The 17,511-nt window shown below is 38.4% G+C and carries 15 protein-coding genes; all 15 read left to right on the top strand.

Features of this window, described 5'->3' with window-relative positions:
- Position 1 precedes the first annotated feature (1 nt).
- The 15 genes from VK159_RS09650 (at position 2) to VK159_RS09580 (ending at position 17,510) form a co-directional block, all read left to right on the top strand.
- Positions 2 to 1,084, top strand: a complete 1,083-nt coding sequence (locus tag VK159_RS09650) for an SIR2 family protein (RefSeq protein ID WP_324229925.1) — start codon at positions 2 to 4, stop codon at positions 1,082 to 1,084.
- A gap of 10 nt (positions 1,085 to 1,094) precedes the next feature.
- Positions 1,095 to 1,643: an NADAR family protein gene (locus tag VK159_RS09645; RefSeq protein ID WP_324229924.1), complete on the top strand. Its 549-nt coding sequence runs from the start codon at positions 1,095 to 1,097 to the stop codon at positions 1,641 to 1,643.
- A gap of 3 nt (positions 1,644 to 1,646) precedes the next feature.
- Positions 1,647 to 2,186 carry an RNA 2'-phosphotransferase gene (locus VK159_RS09640; RefSeq protein ID WP_324229923.1) on the top strand — a complete coding sequence of 180 codons (540 nt, stop codon included), beginning with the start codon at positions 1,647 to 1,649 and terminating at the stop codon, positions 2,184 to 2,186.
- Positions 2,187 to 2,188: 2 nt separating this feature from the next.
- Positions 2,189 to 2,923, top strand: coding sequence for a metallophosphoesterase family protein (locus tag VK159_RS09635; RefSeq protein WP_324229922.1), 735 nt, complete (start codon positions 2,189 to 2,191; stop codon positions 2,921 to 2,923).
- A 33-nt stretch (positions 2,924 to 2,956) separates the two neighbouring features.
- Positions 2,957 to 3,589: a hypothetical protein gene (locus tag VK159_RS09630; protein ID WP_324229921.1), complete on the top strand. Its 633-nt coding sequence runs from the start codon at positions 2,957 to 2,959 to the stop codon at positions 3,587 to 3,589.
- Positions 3,589 to 4,743 carry an AAA family ATPase gene (locus tag VK159_RS09625; protein WP_182802595.1) on the top strand — a complete coding sequence of 385 codons (1,155 nt, stop codon included), beginning with the start codon at positions 3,589 to 3,591 and terminating at the stop codon, positions 4,741 to 4,743. The genes VK159_RS09630 and VK159_RS09625 overlap by 1 nt, the downstream gene beginning before the upstream one ends.
- An 8-nt stretch (positions 4,744 to 4,751) precedes the next feature.
- On the top strand, positions 4,752 to 5,471 hold the full coding sequence (locus tag VK159_RS09620) for a hypothetical protein (RefSeq protein WP_324229920.1): 720 nt from the start codon (positions 4,752 to 4,754) through the stop codon (positions 5,469 to 5,471).
- Entirely contained in the window at positions 5,468 to 7,861 is a 2,394-nt protein-coding gene (locus VK159_RS09615) for a hypothetical protein (RefSeq protein WP_324229919.1), read from the top strand. The genes VK159_RS09620 and VK159_RS09615 overlap by 4 nt, the downstream gene beginning before the upstream one ends.
- Positions 7,858 to 10,551 carry a hypothetical protein gene (locus VK159_RS09610; RefSeq protein WP_324229918.1) on the top strand — a complete coding sequence of 898 codons (2,694 nt, stop codon included), beginning with the start codon at positions 7,858 to 7,860 and terminating at the stop codon, positions 10,549 to 10,551. Before VK159_RS09615 ends, VK159_RS09610 begins: the two co-directional genes overlap by 4 nt.
- Before the next feature lie 95 nt (positions 10,552 to 10,646).
- Positions 10,647 to 11,000, top strand: coding sequence for an adenosylmethionine decarboxylase (gene speD, locus VK159_RS09605; RefSeq protein WP_324229917.1), 354 nt, complete (start codon positions 10,647 to 10,649; stop codon positions 10,998 to 11,000).
- Positions 11,000 to 12,910 carry a DUF4178 domain-containing protein gene (locus VK159_RS09600; RefSeq protein WP_324229916.1) on the top strand — a complete coding sequence of 637 codons (1,911 nt, stop codon included), beginning with the start codon at positions 11,000 to 11,002 and terminating at the stop codon, positions 12,908 to 12,910. Before speD ends, VK159_RS09600 begins: the two co-directional genes overlap by 1 nt.
- A 180-nt stretch (positions 12,911 to 13,090) precedes the next feature.
- Positions 13,091 to 13,294 (top strand): DUF350 domain-containing protein, encoded by a 204-nt coding sequence (locus VK159_RS09595; RefSeq protein WP_182802588.1) that lies wholly within the window; start codon positions 13,091 to 13,093, stop codon positions 13,292 to 13,294.
- A 3-nt stretch (positions 13,295 to 13,297) separates the two neighbouring features.
- Positions 13,298 to 14,821, top strand: coding sequence for a polyamine aminopropyltransferase (locus VK159_RS09590; RefSeq protein ID WP_324229915.1), 1,524 nt, complete (start codon positions 13,298 to 13,300; stop codon positions 14,819 to 14,821).
- Positions 14,822 to 14,824: 3 nt separating this feature from the next.
- On the top strand, positions 14,825 to 16,426 hold the full coding sequence (locus VK159_RS09585) for an FAD-dependent oxidoreductase (RefSeq protein WP_324229914.1): 1,602 nt from the start codon (positions 14,825 to 14,827) through the stop codon (positions 16,424 to 16,426).
- Positions 16,416 to 17,510 carry a hypothetical protein gene (locus VK159_RS09580; RefSeq protein ID WP_324229913.1) on the top strand — a complete coding sequence of 365 codons (1,095 nt, stop codon included), beginning with the start codon at positions 16,416 to 16,418 and terminating at the stop codon, positions 17,508 to 17,510. Before VK159_RS09585 ends, VK159_RS09580 begins: the two co-directional genes overlap by 11 nt.
- Position 17,511: the final 1 nt, after the last annotated feature.

The following is a 17,511-nucleotide window of genomic DNA, read 5'->3' as shown; positions in this document are numbered from 1 at the left end:
TATGAAAAAGAATTTTGCTGATGGTAAACTGATAGTATTATTAGGCGCTGGAGCTAGCTGTGATGCTGGAATGAAAAATTCATTTCAAATGATTCGTGAAATCGAAAAGCTACTCGAAGTAGAATGGAGTCAATATAAAGATTTATATAACTACATACATAGTTCGCATTATCATTTAGAGAGAATAAAAGGAACAAACGGATCTGAAATATTTTTTAATATCGAGAACCTTGTTGGCTTGATTGATAGCATTATTAAAATCTCAAAAAAGGAAATTGATATTTACCCATTTATTGGTAGTTGGGAAAAAGAGCTACATGCTGTTGCTGGCGGTAGTAAGCTTAGCCTTGCTCAAGAATTTAAAGAGAAAATATTGACACAATTAAAGAATAAATGGTTAATGCCCGATGATTTTCGACAAACATCTAGTTACTATAAAAACCTGATGGGAACAGGGTATAATTATCCTTTGCGAATATTCTCTTTGAATTATGATATGTGTGTAGAAGATAATGTAAATGGCGAGGGGATTGTTTTAGAAAGAGGTTTTAATGATAAGAAAGAATGGGATTACAGACTTTATGAACCATCTGAAAGAGAAGTCAATTATTTTTTATACAAACTTCATGGATCTCTTGATTGGAAGCGGGATTTAGAAAATAGACTTACTTATGCTGATTCTCCAACTTCAGTTGATCCATTGAATATGGAAATAATATTTGGAATCCAAAATAAGCTTCAATCTTATGATCCGTATTTATTTTATTTCTATTCTTTTAGAGAAGCTTGTATTGATGCGGAATTAATAGTTGTTAGTGGATATGGGTTTTTAGATCAGCATATAAATGACAATTTAATTAGTTCTTTTCGTCTTGATAAGCAGAAGAAATTGCTTGTTAATGTTTATTACGATGACAAGAAAGATGAAGAAGCTCTTAGACGTAAATTAATAAATAAGATTGGTGTTAAAGAGGAGAATCTAAAGATTGAAAATAAGTTTGCAAAGGATTTTTTCACTGAAAATTTAAACACCGACTTTTTTTCTACTCTTTTTTCTGAAGAGTCTGATAACGAACCGATTTAAAAACACCTTTATGAAGTATTCCATCCAATGGCTCCAATCAGAAATCGAAAAGTCGAAGCATTTCGATTACTTGTTCTTTTGGGGACATAAACCGAAGAAAGAAGGAGTAATTGATAAATCCTGTTTCAGTCAATGGTACCCATCTGCATTTGTTGTTGATGGAATTACTTATGCCACTGCGGAACATTGGATGATGGCACAAAAAGCTAAACTGTTTAATGATGAAGAGATATTTCAAAAGATCGTTATTACAGAAAAGCCAGCTGTTGTTAAAGCTCTTGGAAGAGAAGTGAGAAATTTTGATGCAGACATTTGGAAAGCTTCCGCTTATGCACTTGTTGTTGAAGGGAATCAACATAAGTTTTCGCAAGATGAGGAACTGAGACAGTTTCTATTGTACACTGGAGATAAAGTAATTGTAGAAGCAAGCCCTGCTGATGTCATATGGGGCATTGGTTTATCCCAGGATGCAAGCGAAGCAAGCAATCCATTTCAATGGAAAGGCATTAACCTTTTGGGATTTGCATTAATGGAAGTGCGTGATTATTTAAAGATCTAGAAAATGGAAAAACAACTTAAGCAGATAAGCAAATTCATGAGCCTTGTGCTTCGGCATAAACCGGAGACGATTGGCTTACAACTGAACGAAAATGGATGGGCAGATGTGCAGGAACTGATCGATAAAATGAATGTAACGGGTGCAGATGTAACACTTGAACTGATCAATACCATCATCGAAACAAACGATAAAAAACGTTTTGTTTTTAATGAAGACAAAACAATGATTCGTGCAAATCAGGGGCATAGCATAGATGTTGAACTGAATTTGAAAGAAGTGCAGCCTCCCGAATTACTGTACCACGGGACCGTTGAAAAATTTGTAGAGGCAATACGAAAAGATGGATTGAAAAAGATGGAGCGTCATCATGTGCACTTAAGCAAAGACATGGAAACGGCTGTTAATGTTGGCAGCAGAAGAGGCAAGCCATTTATTCTCACTATTGAATCAGCAAAGATGTATGCTGACGGGCATAAATTTTATTTATCCGAAAACGAAGTCTGGCTAACAGATGAAGTGCCGGTTCAATACATTCGCTTTTAAGTATGAAAAGGACATTAGTAATTGGTGATATACACGGCGCATTAAAAGCTCTGGAACAGGTGTTGCAAAAAGCAGCTGTAACAAAAGATGACTGTTTGATTTTTCTCGGTGACTATGTAGATGGTTGGAGCGAATCTGCACAAACAGTTGCATTCCTTATTGAGTTGGCAAAGGAGCAACCTTGCATTTTTATAAAAGGGAATCATGATGCGTGGACTGAAGGTTGGCTGAGAACTGGTGCAGCAGAAAACAGGTGGTTATTTAATGGCGGTGAAGAAACAAGGCAAAGTTATGATGGCTTTAGTGAAGAAGAACGATTGAGGCATCTTCAATTCTTTGAGCAAACGAAAATGTTTCATGTGGATGAACAGAACCGCTTATTCATTCATGCTGGCTTCACATCCATGCATGGACCTGAGCAGGAATTCTACTCAACAAACTTCACCTGGGACAGAACACTTTGGGAAATGGCCTTAACCATGGATAAAAGGATTCAAAAAGATTCTCTTCTTTTTCCGAAACGGTTGAAATTATTTTCAGAAATCTATATTGGCCATACGCCAACTGTTGCTTACAACATAACTGTGCCAATGCAGGGCTGTAACGTGTGGAATATAGATACAGGTGCAGCATTTACCGGTCCGCTAACAATACTTGATGTTGATACAAAACAGTTTTGGCAGAGTGATTTCTTGCCAGAATTGTATCCAAATGAAAAGGGAAGGAATAGAGATTAAGTCACTCTGTCTATCTTTATGCTTTAAGCAGGAATGAGACTAGCAGAATTTATACAATCACTTTTTACAGAAGGGAAGGTTGGCGTAACAAATCAGCCGCTTGAGTTAGATGAAGAACAACTCAATGCAACCAAAATCATTTTGCAGCAGATGTATCATGAAGATGTGTTGGATATGCCTGCACCCGTTCCGGATTTTTCTGAAGAATCTGCTCTTTGGGCTGCAACTTATTTTTATCACGCTGTTCATTTAGTTGTAATGCGTGATGCAGGAGAAGAAATAATTGAGGAGCAACTAAAACCATTTAGAGGTGACATAAACCCATCTGTCATCTATTCAGTTGATTTGATTTTTCGTTCCCTTCCCAATCTTTTTGAATTAGCAAAAGGATTAGCCCCTGCAGATGTATTGGTAAAAAAGCTTCGGGAGATAGCAGCACAATGGCCATTCTCATCTGTGGGAGTAGAAATTGAGCAATCCCTGGCTGAACATGATGTCATTCTTTCCAATAAAAGTTTAAAGACCGAATACATCGATCGCATCATTCAACAAAAAGATCAAAAAAGAGTACAGCAATTCGGACTTGAGAAATATATTTATGAAACCGCCGGCGAACAGATCAAATTATTTTGGCCCGGCTTTACAACACAACAAACAATGGCGTAATGAATTCTACCACTGAAAAACAATTTGAGCTAATTGATCATCTCAATCATATTCTCCATCACCTGAAAAACAAATTTGTCGGTAAAGATGATATTATCGACTTAATGGGCATTTGTCTGGCAGGTCGTGAGAACCTTTTTCTTCTTGGTCCTCCCGGTACAGCTAAAAGCGCAATGGTTCGTGAGTTATCAAAACTTATCAATGGTAAATCGTTTGAATACCTGCTCACAAGGTTTACAGAACCGAATGAGTTGTTCGGTCCTTTTGATATTAGAAAATTGAGAGAGGGTGATCTTGTAACGAATACGGAGGGAATGCTTCCTGAAGCAAACCTGATATTCTTAGATGAATTACTGAATGCCAACAGCGCTATTCTGAATAGTCTCTTGATGGTATTGAATGAAAAAGTATTTCGCAGAGGTAGAGAAAACAGAGAATTGCCGGTAGTTATGATCGTTGGCGCAAGTAATCATTTGCCCGAAGATGAAGCACTGGCTGCTTTGTTCGATCGTTTTCTTATTCGTGTTCGTTGCGATTATGTTGATCCTGCTTTATTGAATAATGTATTGGAGGCTGGCTGGAAACTTGAAAAGAAGGATATGGCCGACAAGCCTGAAATTTCTGCAGAGAATATTTTTGATATTCAGTCAATGATCGGGTTAGTTGATCTCCAGGAAATACGCCCTGCTTATATTAACCTGGTTGAAATGTTGCGGAATGCCGGTGTGCAGGTAAGTGATCGGCGGGCAGTAAAACTTCAAAGGTTGATTGCTGCAAGCGCACTATTATGCAAGCGAACAAAAGCAATTCCTTCGGATATGTGGGTGATGCGATATATCTGGGATACAGAGGAGCAGCAGGAAGTAATTGCAGGTATTGTTAATACAGTTGTATCCGCTGATAAAGAAACCGCAAGTCAACATCCACGTGCATCATTACAAGCAATACCCAATGCTGATGAAATTTATAAAGAGGTTGTGGACATGACAGAGAAGTGGGACGATGTTTCTTTGGCACTAGCAGAACGTACTATTATTAAAGACAGGTTACGTTATTTGAATGGACGTTGCGAATGGATCAGCAATGAAGTGCAACGAAAATTTGTGCAGGAACCGATTGATGCTTTATGGCAAAAAATAATTCACTCGGCCTGATATAGCTTATGAGATACATTCTATTTAAACTACATGAACGTGATAAAGTTTCGTTGGGAAATATCCGTTGCCTTAATTCTGTATTTGCAGCAAAGGATGGCGATGATATTTGGATTCGTGTAGTTGACAATAATTCAGGCGTTGATAGCAAGTTGAAACAGCTTCCTGTAAAAAGCACATTTACACTTGACGAAAAGAATCAATTATTCCTTCCTGATGCAGTAACTCCGGTAGCTATTTTAAAAGAAATGGAATGGATACCTATAAATGAATTTATTCCTGTTGAAGCTCCGGTTTCGAATTTGCCTGGAAAAACAAACCACAAGATTGATATTAAATTAATTCAGTCAATTGTTGAACGACGTGGTAATGCAGTACTCACCACTTTAAAAATCTGGAAAGAGTATGCAGAATCTGCGTCTGCTGTACGATTAGCAGTATTAAAGTTTGCAGTTTCAGTAACTAGTGAAGTATTGGTCATTGGCAACCCTTTGCCTTCCTTACCGGGAAAAGAATACTGGTTGCATAATAATATTCTTCTCCCATGCGGATATGACTTTGAAGTTCCATTTGTAAGCACTTTCCTGAATAACAATATTCTCTCTGGTAATAAAGGAGTGATTCTTTTTAATACGAACAACGAATGGCAGCTGATTGATGAAAGTCTTTTTGTAGAAGCAAAACGAAGTGCAATTCGATTAACCAATCCGGCAAGGTCTCTTCCATGATAAAAGCTGTTACAAATACACAACATTATTTTCAGGCACCATTGAATTACTTCTGGCAATGGGCAGAAGGCGGAGATTTTATTGAATGGAAACATGGCATAACGATCTGTCATCGCAATGAACTGGTTCTTATTTTAAAAGAAGCAGCTATTCCGGCTTCAGCTCCATTAGGAACTATTTTGTTATTGCTGTCAGCAACCATGGATTCTTATACCGAGAGCGAAGTGGCTGGTATCTTACTTGGTATTGTAAAGTCAATGCCAAAAGGAAGTAATGAGCCTAGCGATGAAGAAATTGAAGAATCTATTCGTAAAGCATTAGCGTTTTTGGATGTTGTTGTGAAACTCCCGAAAGAATTACGGGAAAGAAAGCAGAGCGCCCGTTTACTACAGGAAGTGTTCAGCAGTCAGAATTTTGTAATGAAAGGAGCGAGTTTGCGTGAAGCGGCTGATGAACTAAACAGCGGACGGATCGATCATTTGATTTTTCAACCGGGAGACAAAATAACACGAACAAAATGTTTGATCGAGCTGAATCCGTTGATTGAAGCCGGCAGATTGTTTCCTAATTCTGGCTCACTTGTTTTACGATTGACTGCTGGAGTCTATCACCTGCCTGAACCATTAAAGATTGGAATTCCCGAACCAGTATCAGGCGATTTGTTTGACCAGTTATCTGATGATCCTAAAACTGCTTCACTTGTACGGTTAGCAAAGCATATTGTAGCTGCGTTAAAAATACCAATGCATTCACAGGGAAGCGGTGATCAATCTTATGGCGGTATATCCGATATTACAAACAGAGGTAATTATGATAAACTATTACTAAGTGAACTTGCGCATGATGATTTGTTATTAATGGCAAGGCTGGTTAATAATGAAGCACTCTACTTCAGAAGAGAGGAGCCACCTGATAATCCTAAACGGCAACGAACGATTTTACTTGACAGTACACTTAAAATGTGGGGTATGCCCAGGGTGTTTGCTTTGTCGGCAGCGCTTGCCTGTGTTAAAAACAGCAAACATGGCGAGTTGATTGAAGCATATGTTTTAGGTGGTAGTAAATACAAGGAAACAGGATTAGATAGTAAAGAGCATATTATCAAAACATTGGAAACACTTGATCCTGCTATGCATTGTGGAGAGGCTCTTGAAGCAATTATAAAAGATATACCTGCTTCTGAACAAAATGAATATATACTCATTACAGATGAGCAGTCAGTAAAAGAGCCTTCATTTCAGCGATCATTTTCTGCCATAAAAGATTCGCTGAGCTATTTGTTATTTGTAAGCCGTTCTGGTAAACTCGAATTCTTTTCCTGTTCAAACGGGCGAACCAAGCTTTTAAGTACTGCTAATTTTGATCTTGAAAAGATCTTGTTCTTTTCTGATGACAAGAAACGAAATCGAACCGAGGCTAATGATGAATTGCCACTGTTTGTTCAACAGGATATTGCTCCACTTTATTTCCCAATAGTCCGGGTAAATAGCTCTCGTGAAAAATGCGAGCAAAGGGCAGACACGGGTACAATATTCGTGAACGAAACTAACAGGCTGGTGTTTAGGAAAAGTGAACAAAAGGGAGGTAAAGAACTTTTGAACTTTATTGAAGACGGTACGTACACCTTTGGATTAAGGCAAGATGATACTGGATATGTAATGCTTCAAGAAAAACAAGGCCAACGAATTTGGGCTTATTCATTCGATTTGAAAAGTGGGAGTCTCATTCAAAAGAAATCAGTAGAAAAGGTATTTTTTGCTCACAAAATAATTTTCGATAATCACTCCTTCTATGTAAAACATTATGACTCTTATTCCTGTCTTAATTGTAAGACTTGGGAGATTTCCATGCAATCAAAAAAAATATTTGATAGCATAGCTGAAAGAAATTCATCAATGGATAAACCAGCTTCAAATATTTTCTATAGAATTAGTACAGATAATATACTTACTAAATTTCACAATATTTATATAGATGCAGCGAACAGAATATGTTTAGGTAATCATCGTATTGATAGAGATTCAAATAGTAATACTATTAAATTAAATTTAATACCCGAAAAGCCTTCTCCGATATACAATGCTGAAGAATATGAAACAGATTATCGACCTCTTTCAAATAAGCGAATACGATTCAGGAAGTTTATATGGAAGGATGGAAGTGAAGCAGTTGTTGACACAAGAGGCTTTTTGCATTTGAGAAGTTCTGATAGTAGTATTTCAGAGTTTTCAATAGCATTAGTAATAAATCGGGCTACTGCCGCCTGGACTTCAGACGGCAACCTTTCTGGATCAGGCTATTTTTATGATGATAAAGACACCGTTATTCCAATTGAATCATTCTATAATTACTATTTGCAACCTTTTATTAATCGCATCATATCTGCATGATTTTAGAGTTACACTATATTGAATCATTACATCAGCCTGTTGCAGCTGCATTTCTTCGGGGCAATGATGTGAAGCAATGGATGCTCGAAATCGGCAGATGGAACGTTCCTGTAAGTGAGCTTGATTGTTACATACTCCCTCAATCGATTCATGTAACAGATGTTGGAGGATTATTTGTTGTCTTCAAAAATCCTGCTCTTTGTAAAAAACTTGATCTGTTGGAGCCATACTATTGCATTGATCAATATGTTTTTATTCCGGCAAATACAAGACTCTATCCAGAAATTCGTAACGAGGAATTAAGATCTGTTTTGTTATGGGAGCTACAGGTGTTTCATCCAACCATTGGTTTAACCGGCTTTGAGAAGAAGGATAAAGTAAATCTCGCAGACCTCTTCAGTTATGAACAAAACCTGCAAACTGATTGGAGTTTTGCTCATCCCGGAATACCTGATCGGATTTTGTTCAACCAGATATTGGTAGAACAAATGACGCCGGAGGAAATAATTGATGCGATCAAGGAATCAATTCAACCAAAACCATTGGAAGAAATTCCGTTAAAAAAGGGAGAGCAGCCATCGGCTTTCGAAAAATTCCTGGATAAAATAAAACTCATCCTGTTTACCGGAATCTTTTCTGTTGTTGAAGTTGTTGTAAAAATTATTCCGGAGAGTAGTTCTTCAAATAACTACGAGGGTGAGGGAATTTTACAAAAGTTGCAAAGTTGGCTGCACAGGAATATGGATGAGCTGCAGAAGAAAAGAGATCGTGAGATCAATCGTCTCTTAAACATGTTTGAAGAAAATACGGATGAGGCATTGCAATATGCAATACCTCTTAACTCACCTTATTTAAACAGGGGCAGTCAATCTGTTTCTGACAGGCTTACAAGAAACCCGTTGAAATTTAACCTAGGTAAATTAGGAGGAGGAGATGTTGTAGATGGTTGGAATCTTGGAGATCGTTATTATGATTTGCGCACGAAGTATATGAGCGCAGCACAAAAACAAATTGAGCAAAGAGATTTTAAAAAAGCTGCATACATCTATGCCCATTTGATGGGTGATTATTCTTCAGCAGCGAATGTTTTGGAACAGGGTAATCTGTATCGGGAAGCAGCAGCCTTATATAAAGATCACCTGAAAAATACTTCGGCTGCAGCTTCCTGTCTTGAAAGGGGAGGCTTATATACGGAAGCGATTGAACTTTATAAGGAATTGCAGCAGGACGAGAAGGCGGCTGATCTTTTTATGAAGATCAATCAACCCTCAAATGCTGAGCAGTACTATGAAAAGGCAATTATTTCAAAACTAAAAAACAGTGATTATCTCGATGCATCACGTGTGATGTATGAGAAAATGGATCAGCCGGAACGGGCAAAAATAATATTGTTGGACGGATGGAATAATACGAATCAATACGAGCCTTGTCTTAAAAAATTCTTTGATATAGTTCACGTTACAGAAGCAAAACGTACGGAAGAAATAGTTGGACTTATTTATACAAAGGAGCTGCCCAGGTATAAGCGACCAGGCTTATTGAATGTACTGGAATACGTAAATAAAAAGCATGCAGATGAAGCAGTGAAAGAAAAAGTGCAAAATATCGCCTATAAAATTATTCACGATGAAGCAGAAGAAGGAAATGTTCAGCTACTGCATTCGTTAAAACGATTTGTACCTGGTGATCTTTTAATTGGCGCAGATGCCAGCCGGTATATTACCAACAACAAGAAACAAACCTTCCAGGAAGATCATTCAAAACTTTTGCATTTAGATCAGAGTATTAAATGGTTGAAAGCTATATCACACAGAAATCAGTTTCTTGCAATTGGCTCGAAAAATGGTCACCTGCAAATGGCCCGTGGTAATTGGTACGGGAATCTTGAATACTATTCCTGGTCTCAACCTGTAAAGAATCATACAAGATTTACATTCATTCATTCTCCTTATCAAACTAATAAGGTTTATTTACATTCATCTGAAGGTCTTGTCGTTAATAAGAAAGATCTGCCAAAGAATAAATACTTCACCGAAACAGTTCATATTTCTTGTCCGTCTTGGCTTCAAAATAATAAGGCACTTGCATTAATAGGAGAAGACGGGTATAGCTATCTGTTAAGTGAGATCAATAGTGAGCTGACTCTTCAACAATACAGTAATGAGGGGTTGTTAAAAAAATCGACTTCTATTCGATTCAAAACCAAAAACTTTAGGGTTTCCTTTAATTCAGAGAATGCAAATCTTATTTACAAGGATGGGCACTATTATACGTTTAGTGATAAACACATCATTTCTTTTTCTGAATTTGGAAATGGGTATGCACATGATCTTGAAACAGGTGTGAGATTGTTGGCAGCTCCAGATCCAATACACGAGTTCTACCTGGTAATCAGTACTAACAAAGGCTGTTATGTAACCAAACCGGATAGAGAAGAATTAAACTTGCACGGAGAAGTGTTTGCACAGGATTTTATACCCAACCAGATCGTATTTATATCAGCAACACGGTTTGTGTTAGCAGAAAAAAGACGGGCCATTTTATTTGAAATAGATAGTGATTATGAACCTGTACTGCTTCAGCAATTTGAAACGCACGCCTCAATTGTCGGTGTTTTACAGGGCAACAATAGAAACCAGTTGGCATTAATAGAGGAAACCGGAAGGATAACTATTTGCGACATCGTTTAAATACAGAAACAAGTTTTTTTTCATGCGGAGCAAAAATTATTTACGAATCCCCTATTTTTAATTTCTAATCAACCATTCGAAGACAGATTCAGCTTATGAGTTACCAACCGGGTAAGCACCTGATTGCCACATTAAACACTGCACACACTGCTAATCTGCAGAAATATGAGCTTTGTAAAGAACTCATCGATCAGTTAATTCAGAAACATCAGTTGCAAAAACTGGGTGAAGTTTATCATAATTTTTCACCTGCAGGTTTCACTGCGGTTGTTTGTCTTAGCGAAAGCCATCTCTCATTACATACCTGGCCCGAGTACGGTAGAGTGAACCTGGATATTTATCTCAGCAATTTTCAACGAAGTAACGATGGTGCTGTGCAACAGATATTTGATGCATTGCAATCATTTTTCGTTGGTGATATTGTTCACAGTCAAACAATCATCCGCTGATGAACAATTCCATCACAATAAGACATACCTGTCCGGCTTGCGGAGCAACAACAGAGTTAGCTTCAGCCAAACTAAATGTGTGGGTATGCAATTGCAGGGAAGTTCCTTTTGTTGGTGAGGATGGAGTGAAGGCTACTTTTCTAACAAAGTTGGCAAGGAACATTGGTCAGTTGCAACCAGGTACAACCGGTGTATGGCAAAACAAAGCATTTACATTAAGCGGTGTTGTACGCATATGGTGCAGAGAGGCAGTACTAAATTATTGGACTGCATTATTTAGCGACGGAACAATTTGGTATCTCGAGGAAGGGTATGGTTTTTATGCTTTCTTAAAACCTGATACAACAGTAACGCCATTTACTGCTGATAAGCTGAAGAAAATTAGGGTTGATAATAAGCCTAATTTAAAGGGAGAGCAGCCTTATCTTTTTATTAATAAGAATGAATGTTGGAAAGCAGAAGTAGAAGGAGCTGTGCAAATGCCTGCTATTCCAAAAGATATGAAGCTGTATGATTTTGCAGCAGATAACGGCACAAAGGTCAGCATCATTCAATGGGACCCTGAAACGATACAGGCTTTCGAAGTTGGTTCTGTAAAAAGAGAGGATCTGCAACTTGCAAACCTGAGGCAAGTAAATGGAGAAGCCGGACATAGTTTCCAATGCAGCGAATGCCCGGAAAGAATCATAATAAAATCATTCCCGTATGCATTAAGCTGTGCATGCACCCGTTGCGGTACAGGTTATCATTACCTGCCGGTTAAAGGGTTTACAAAAGTCTTTAAACGAAAAAAAGAGTTTACGCCACAGTTTGATTTTGGTGTTACAGGTATTATCGATGGCGTTAACTGGGAAGTTGTTGGTTGCGCACAAAAAGAAGAGAAGAACAGCTATCATTCTAAATGGCGGGAGTATACATTATACAATGATGTACATGGTTATGCTTTCTTAAGTGAATTCGATGGACATTGGACTTTTTTAAGAGAACAGGCTGAGACACCGGTGCTTTATGCTGAATCTATCGGTGATTTTACATACGCTAAAGAACCTTTTACCATCTTTAACCGATATCATTACAAAGTACTTACTGCTGCGGGTGAGTTTCCTTATGATATTTTTAATAATGAGGACACACAAGTAAAAGAGTTTATTTCTCCACCGGAGATTTGGATCAAGGAAAAAGATAATGAAGAAGGTATCCGTTGGTTTTTTGGTCGGCACATCAGTAAAAGGGAAATCAAAGAAGCACTTCTGCTTGCTTACGAACTTCCCTATCGTATAGGTACCGGGGCTGTTCAACCCACCGGTTATAAAAATCCGGTTAAACTCGCCATTGCAACATTCCTTGGGGTGTTGATACTTATTTTGATGCATAGTTTATATGCTGCTACTTTAGAAAACAAATTGGTATATGAAGGAAGGTTGGAAATTGTTGATTCCACGAACCAGGCATCGGATGTGTCACAAAACCTTGAGTTTAATAAGGCTAGTAGTAATCTGAAACTTACCATCAATGCACCGGTAAGTAATAGTTGGGCATCAGTCAGTGCTACATTGGTTAATACAGTGACAGGTAAAGAGTATTCACTCGAAGAAGGAATAGAATATTATTATGGTTATAGTGAAGGTGAATCCTGGACAGAAGGCTCAACATCGTCAGAAGCATACTTTACAGCAATACCTGCAGGAACCTATAAGCTGCAGTTACAAGCAAGCAGAGATGCAAGCGATATGAATATCAGCTACGTTAGTGTGGTTGCTCAGTATGATATAGAAACACCACGCAATGTATTTATACCAATTATAGCGATTATTGCATGGGCGGTAATAACATTTTATATAGGCCAGATCTTTGAAAAAGAACGCTGGCGTAATAGTCCTTTTTCAAATTACACTTACGATGATGAATAAATTATTTAAACGAGGATCATTTCTTCATGAATTCAGATGGCTTCTTGCGATCCTAATTGTCGCTGCCACCTTAATGCTTTACCATGATCTTACTGGCAGACGCATGTTTACTTCTTCAGCGCAACAACAATGGAACAGTAGTGGTCCGGGTTATCATAAATAACATTAAAAACAACAACTATGTCACAGGCATTTATCAATTCAGTTGTGTATTCTTTTTTAGGCATCGGTATTTTACTGGTTGCATTTATTTTGGTTGAACTGCTTACGCCAAAACATAACCTGCGTAAAGAAATTCTTGAAAACAAAAATGTGGCCCTGGCTTTATTGGCTGGCTTCTTTATGCTTTCAATAGCTATTATTATTGCTTCGGCTATCCATTAACAAATGCAGGAACGTGAACGCAAAGCGCAGTGGATCTTGTTACTGGCCGTATTGGTCATTGCTACCTGCGGTTTAATTTATGAACTGGTTGCCGGTACACTGGCCAGTTATTTACTGGGCGATAGTGTAATGCAGTTCAGTACCATCATTGGTGTGTACCTGTTCTCCATGGGCATTGGCTCTTTTTTATCAAAATACATTTCAGGCAACCTGCTTCATTGGTTTGTACGTATTGAACTGTTAGTGGGATTGATCGGTGGCTTCAGTTCTGCCATTCTGTTCCTTGTATTTCCGTTAGCAGCTTCTTTTCAGGTTGTATTATATAGCCTTGTTGGTATTACCGGTATTTTAGTTGGTTTAGAAATACCCTTATTAATGCGCATCCTCGAACATCGGGTAGCGTTTAAAGAATTGGTAAGCCGGGTATTCACCTTCGATTATATTGGTGCATTACTGGCATCACTAATCTTCCCTTTGTTATTAGTGCCGCAGTTGGGTTTGATCCGCACATCCTTGTTTTTTGGTATTCTCAATATTGCAGTGGGGCTTTACCTGCTGTATTTTTTTGCAGAGGAATTAAAGAAAGCATCATTGTTACGTATTACTGCTGTGATATTGTTGCTGATGGAGTTGGTTGCCTTTGTAATGAGTGAACAGATATTGAAGTACAGCGAAACAATGGCATTCAACGATCAGATCGTGTATGCAAAATCATCGCCTTACCAACGGATTGTGCTTACACGTAATAAGCGTGAACTGCGTTTGTTCTTAAACGGTAACCTTCAATTCAGCTCGGCGGATGAATACCGTTACCATGAAGCTTTAGTGCATCCTGCATTATCATCTGTTCATCAACCAAAGCAAATTCTGGTATTAGGCGGTGGCGATGGGCTGGCCGTTCGTGAATTATTAAAATATCCTTCAATTGAAAAAATTACGCTGGTTGATCTTGATCCCGAAATGACCAAACTCTTTCGTTCGCAGAGTGTATTGTTGAAACTGAATCAAAAATCTTTATTAAATAGTAAAGTAACGGTCATCAACAGCGATGCATTTATCTGGTTGCGTAATAATAAGCAGGAGTTTGATGCAGTGATCATCGACTTTCCTGACCCTTCTGCTTTTTCAATAGGCAAATTATACAGTACATTATTTTATACAAAGCTCCAATCAGCCGTTAAGGAAAATGGAATTGTTGTCATCCAGAGTACATCACCTTACGTGGCACCCAAAAGTTTTTGGTGCATCGATGAAACACTTCGTTCTGTTGGTTTCTTTACCAGGCCTTATCATAATTATGTGCCATCGTTTGGAGAGTGGGGTTATATTATTGCCACACCGAATGAGAAAGCCGGTTGGTTTCATTCTTTACCCAGAGGTTTAAAGTTTATCGATTCAATAACGGTGCAGCAGATGTTTATTTTCCCGGAAGACATGCGTACCAAAGAAAAACTGCAACCCAATAAATTAAATAACCAGGCATTGGTACATTATTTCGAAGAGGAATGGAGTAAATACCTGGACTAACGAATGAACCGCAGAGATTTTATACAAGTGGGTGTTGCTGCAACAGGTATAGCTGCAGTGGTAAGTTCATGTAAGCGTAAAACAAAAATTAAAGGCTCCATACTTGGTGCTTCTTCATCTGTTGGTCATTTGTTGCGTGATAAGAAGTTTGCAGCACCATCCTCAACCGAACAAAAACAAGTGGTGATTATTGGGGCTGGTGTAAGTGGGTTATCGGCAGCAAGACACCTGCAACAACAAGGTATCAATGACATTATCATTTTAGAATTAGAAAAGCATATAGGTGGTAATGCAGCGAATGGTTCAAATTCCATTTCGGCTTTTCCATTCGGGGCACATTATGTTCCTATTCCGAATAATGACTTGAAAGAATACCTGGAGTTTTTAAAATCGGCAGATATTATTACAGACTTCAATGAAGATGGCTTACCTGTTTACAACGAAGCGTATTTGTGTTTTGATCCGGAAGAACGTTTATACATTAATGGCAGATGGCAGGAAGGATTAATTCCGCAATACGGCGTTCCTGCAAAGGAGTTGAAACAGATTGAACGTTTTCTTGCACAGATGAAAGAGTTTCGCATGGCGAAGGGAAACGATGGAAAAGATGCATTTGCTATACCTGTTAATCAGTCAAGCACTGATCCTGTTTATACAAAGCTCGATGCGATTACCATGAAAGAATGGTTGCTGCAGAATAATTATACCAGCGAGTATTTACATTGGTATGTGAACTATTGTACAAGAGATGATTTTGGCACACCACATCATCTCTGCAGCGCATGGGCGGGCATTCATTATTTCGCCGGACGAAAAGGGAAAGCAGCGAACGCCGATTACAGTGATGTGCTTACCTGGCCCGAAGGCAATGGATTCCTTATTCAACAATTAAGTAAAGATGTGCATGATTTTGTGCGTACAGAATCGTTGGTAACCAAAGTGGAGAAAGCAGGAAAGAATATAATCATCCACTATTACGATGTAAAGAATAGACAACTCAAAGAAATAACTGCGGACCAGTGCATCATCGCCATTCCTCAATTTGTGGCAGCACGTTTGTTCAAAGATGAACAGCGGATTGAAAAAGTAAAGAGCAATTATCAATATGCTCCCTGGATGGTGGCGAATATTGTAACCGACACATTGGAAGAACGATCAGGTGAAACATTAAGTTGGGATAATGTTATTTATGGCAGTGCATCACTCGGCTATGTAAACGCAACACATCAAGTTTTACAGCAGAATATACCTTTAAAAAACCTTACCTACTATTTGCCTCTTACGAGTACGCAAACGGTAGAAGACCGAAAGAAAGCAAATGAGAAAACACACGATGAATGGTCAACGCAAATCATTCAAGATTTAAAAATTGTTCATCCCGATATTGAAAAGAAAGCAAAAGAAATTAATATCACTTTGTGGGGGCATGCAATGGTTCAACCTGTTCCCGGAATTATACATGGCCTCTTGCGAAAAGAACTGGCTTCGTCAATTGATGATTGTATTCATTTTGCCCATACCGATAATGCGGGCATCAGTATTTTTGAAGAAGGCTTTTACCAGGGATTGGAAGCCGCAAAAAAAGTAATGCAGCATGTGGCATAGTCAAACCTTTTTTAAACAACAACCTTGGATTGGCCGACCGTTGGTCGACATCCTGTTCATCTTACTTCCTCCTTTTGCAAGTTTGTTACTGGTATTCTTATTCCCGTCTGTATTTCAAAATAAGGAAGGGGTTACGGACGCAGGCTGGGTAGTGTTGGTATTGCTGATTGATGTGGCACATGTGTACAGCACTCTTTACCGTACTTATTTTGATCCGCAGGCATTCAGCAAACAACGTTCAATTCTTATTGCCATTCCTTTTATTGGTTTTGTAATTGCAGTGATGGCCTATTCCATCAGCAGCCAGTTATTCTGGCGTTTACTGGCATACACGGCAGTGTTTCATTTCATAAGACAGCAATACGGTTTTATGCGGGTGTACAGTCGTAAAGAAGCAAGTACAAAACTTTCTATCTGGATCGATCGAATTGCTATTTATTATGCCACACTTTATCCGCTCATCTACTGGCATTTGAATGGTCCACGAAATTTCAACTGGTTTATAGAGAATGATTTTGTGTACCTGCAATCACCATTCCTGTTGCAGTTAAGTACAGTATTATATATTCTGGTTATTGGGGTTTACATTTTATATGAAGGAAGAAGATGGATCTTGACAAAGCAAGTCAATCTTCCAAAGCTTGCTATTGTAGCAGGTACTCTTCTTTCATGGTACTTTGGCATTGTGTATTTCAATGGTGATATGGCTTTCACCGTATTGAATGTAGTGAGTCATGGTATTCCGTACATGGCATTGGTATGGATCTACGGGCAAAAGAATTATTTGCAACCGGGCAGGGGGTCACGTTTTCTAAAAATAGTATTCAGCAAATATGGCGTGGTTGTTTTCCTCGGCTTGTTATTTCTCTTTGCTTATTTCGAAGAAGGAATTTGGGATGCTTTTGTGTGGAAAGAACATGCTGCTGTTTTCGGTATCAGTAACATGCGTTTGCCTGAGCTGAATGATACACTGTTAAGTTTTGTTGTTCCGCTGCTGGCCCTGCCGCAGATTACGCACTATATCCTCGATGGCTTTATCTGGAAAATAAAAAAAGAAGAATTTAAATGGAATAATGAAGAATGAG

It is taken from the genome of Lacibacter sp., from assembly GCF_035299325.1.
Taxonomy (GTDB): Bacteria; Bacteroidota; Bacteroidia; order Chitinophagales; family Chitinophagaceae; genus Lacibacter.
The sequence above is the reverse complement of the archived record's forward strand: the minus strand, read 5'-3'. Positions and strand labels throughout refer to the sequence as shown.

Bases quoted from the DNA above. Each gene is read 5' to 3' on its own strand.
- VK159_RS09620 (WP_324229920.1), top strand. From the start codon at position 4,752: ATGAGATACATTCTATTTAAACTACATGAACGTGATAAAGTTTCGTTG.
- VK159_RS09630 (WP_324229921.1), top strand. From the start codon at position 2,957: ATGAGACTAGCAGAATTTATACAATCACTTTTTACAGAAGGGAAGGTT.
- VK159_RS09645 (WP_324229924.1), top strand. From the start codon at position 1,095: ATGAAGTATTCCATCCAATGGCTCCAATCAGAAATCGAAAAGTCGAAG.
- VK159_RS09595 (WP_182802588.1), top strand. From the start codon at position 13,091: ATGTCACAGGCATTTATCAATTCAGTTGTGTATTCTTTTTTAGGCATC.
- VK159_RS09640 (WP_324229923.1), top strand. From the start codon at position 1,647: ATGGAAAAACAACTTAAGCAGATAAGCAAATTCATGAGCCTTGTGCTT.
- VK159_RS09615 (WP_324229919.1), top strand. From the start codon at position 5,468: ATGATAAAAGCTGTTACAAATACACAACATTATTTTCAGGCACCATTG.
- VK159_RS09580 (WP_324229913.1), top strand. From the start codon at position 16,416: ATGTGGCATAGTCAAACCTTTTTTAAACAACAACCTTGGATTGGCCGA.
- VK159_RS09610 (WP_324229918.1), top strand. From the start codon at position 7,858: ATGATTTTAGAGTTACACTATATTGAATCATTACATCAGCCTGTTGCA.
- VK159_RS09625 (WP_182802595.1), top strand. From the start codon at position 3,589: ATGAATTCTACCACTGAAAAACAATTTGAGCTAATTGATCATCTCAAT.
- VK159_RS09635 (WP_324229922.1), top strand. From the start codon at position 2,189: ATGAAAAGGACATTAGTAATTGGTGATATACACGGCGCATTAAAAGCT.
- VK159_RS09590 (WP_324229915.1), top strand. From the start codon at position 13,298: ATGCAGGAACGTGAACGCAAAGCGCAGTGGATCTTGTTACTGGCCGTA.
- VK159_RS09600 (WP_324229916.1), top strand. From the start codon at position 11,000: ATGAACAATTCCATCACAATAAGACATACCTGTCCGGCTTGCGGAGCA.
- VK159_RS09650 (WP_324229925.1), top strand. From the start codon at position 2: ATGAAAAAGAATTTTGCTGATGGTAAACTGATAGTATTATTAGGCGCT.
- VK159_RS09585 (WP_324229914.1), top strand. From the start codon at position 14,825: ATGAACCGCAGAGATTTTATACAAGTGGGTGTTGCTGCAACAGGTATA.
- speD (WP_324229917.1), top strand. From the start codon at position 10,647: ATGAGTTACCAACCGGGTAAGCACCTGATTGCCACATTAAACACTGCA.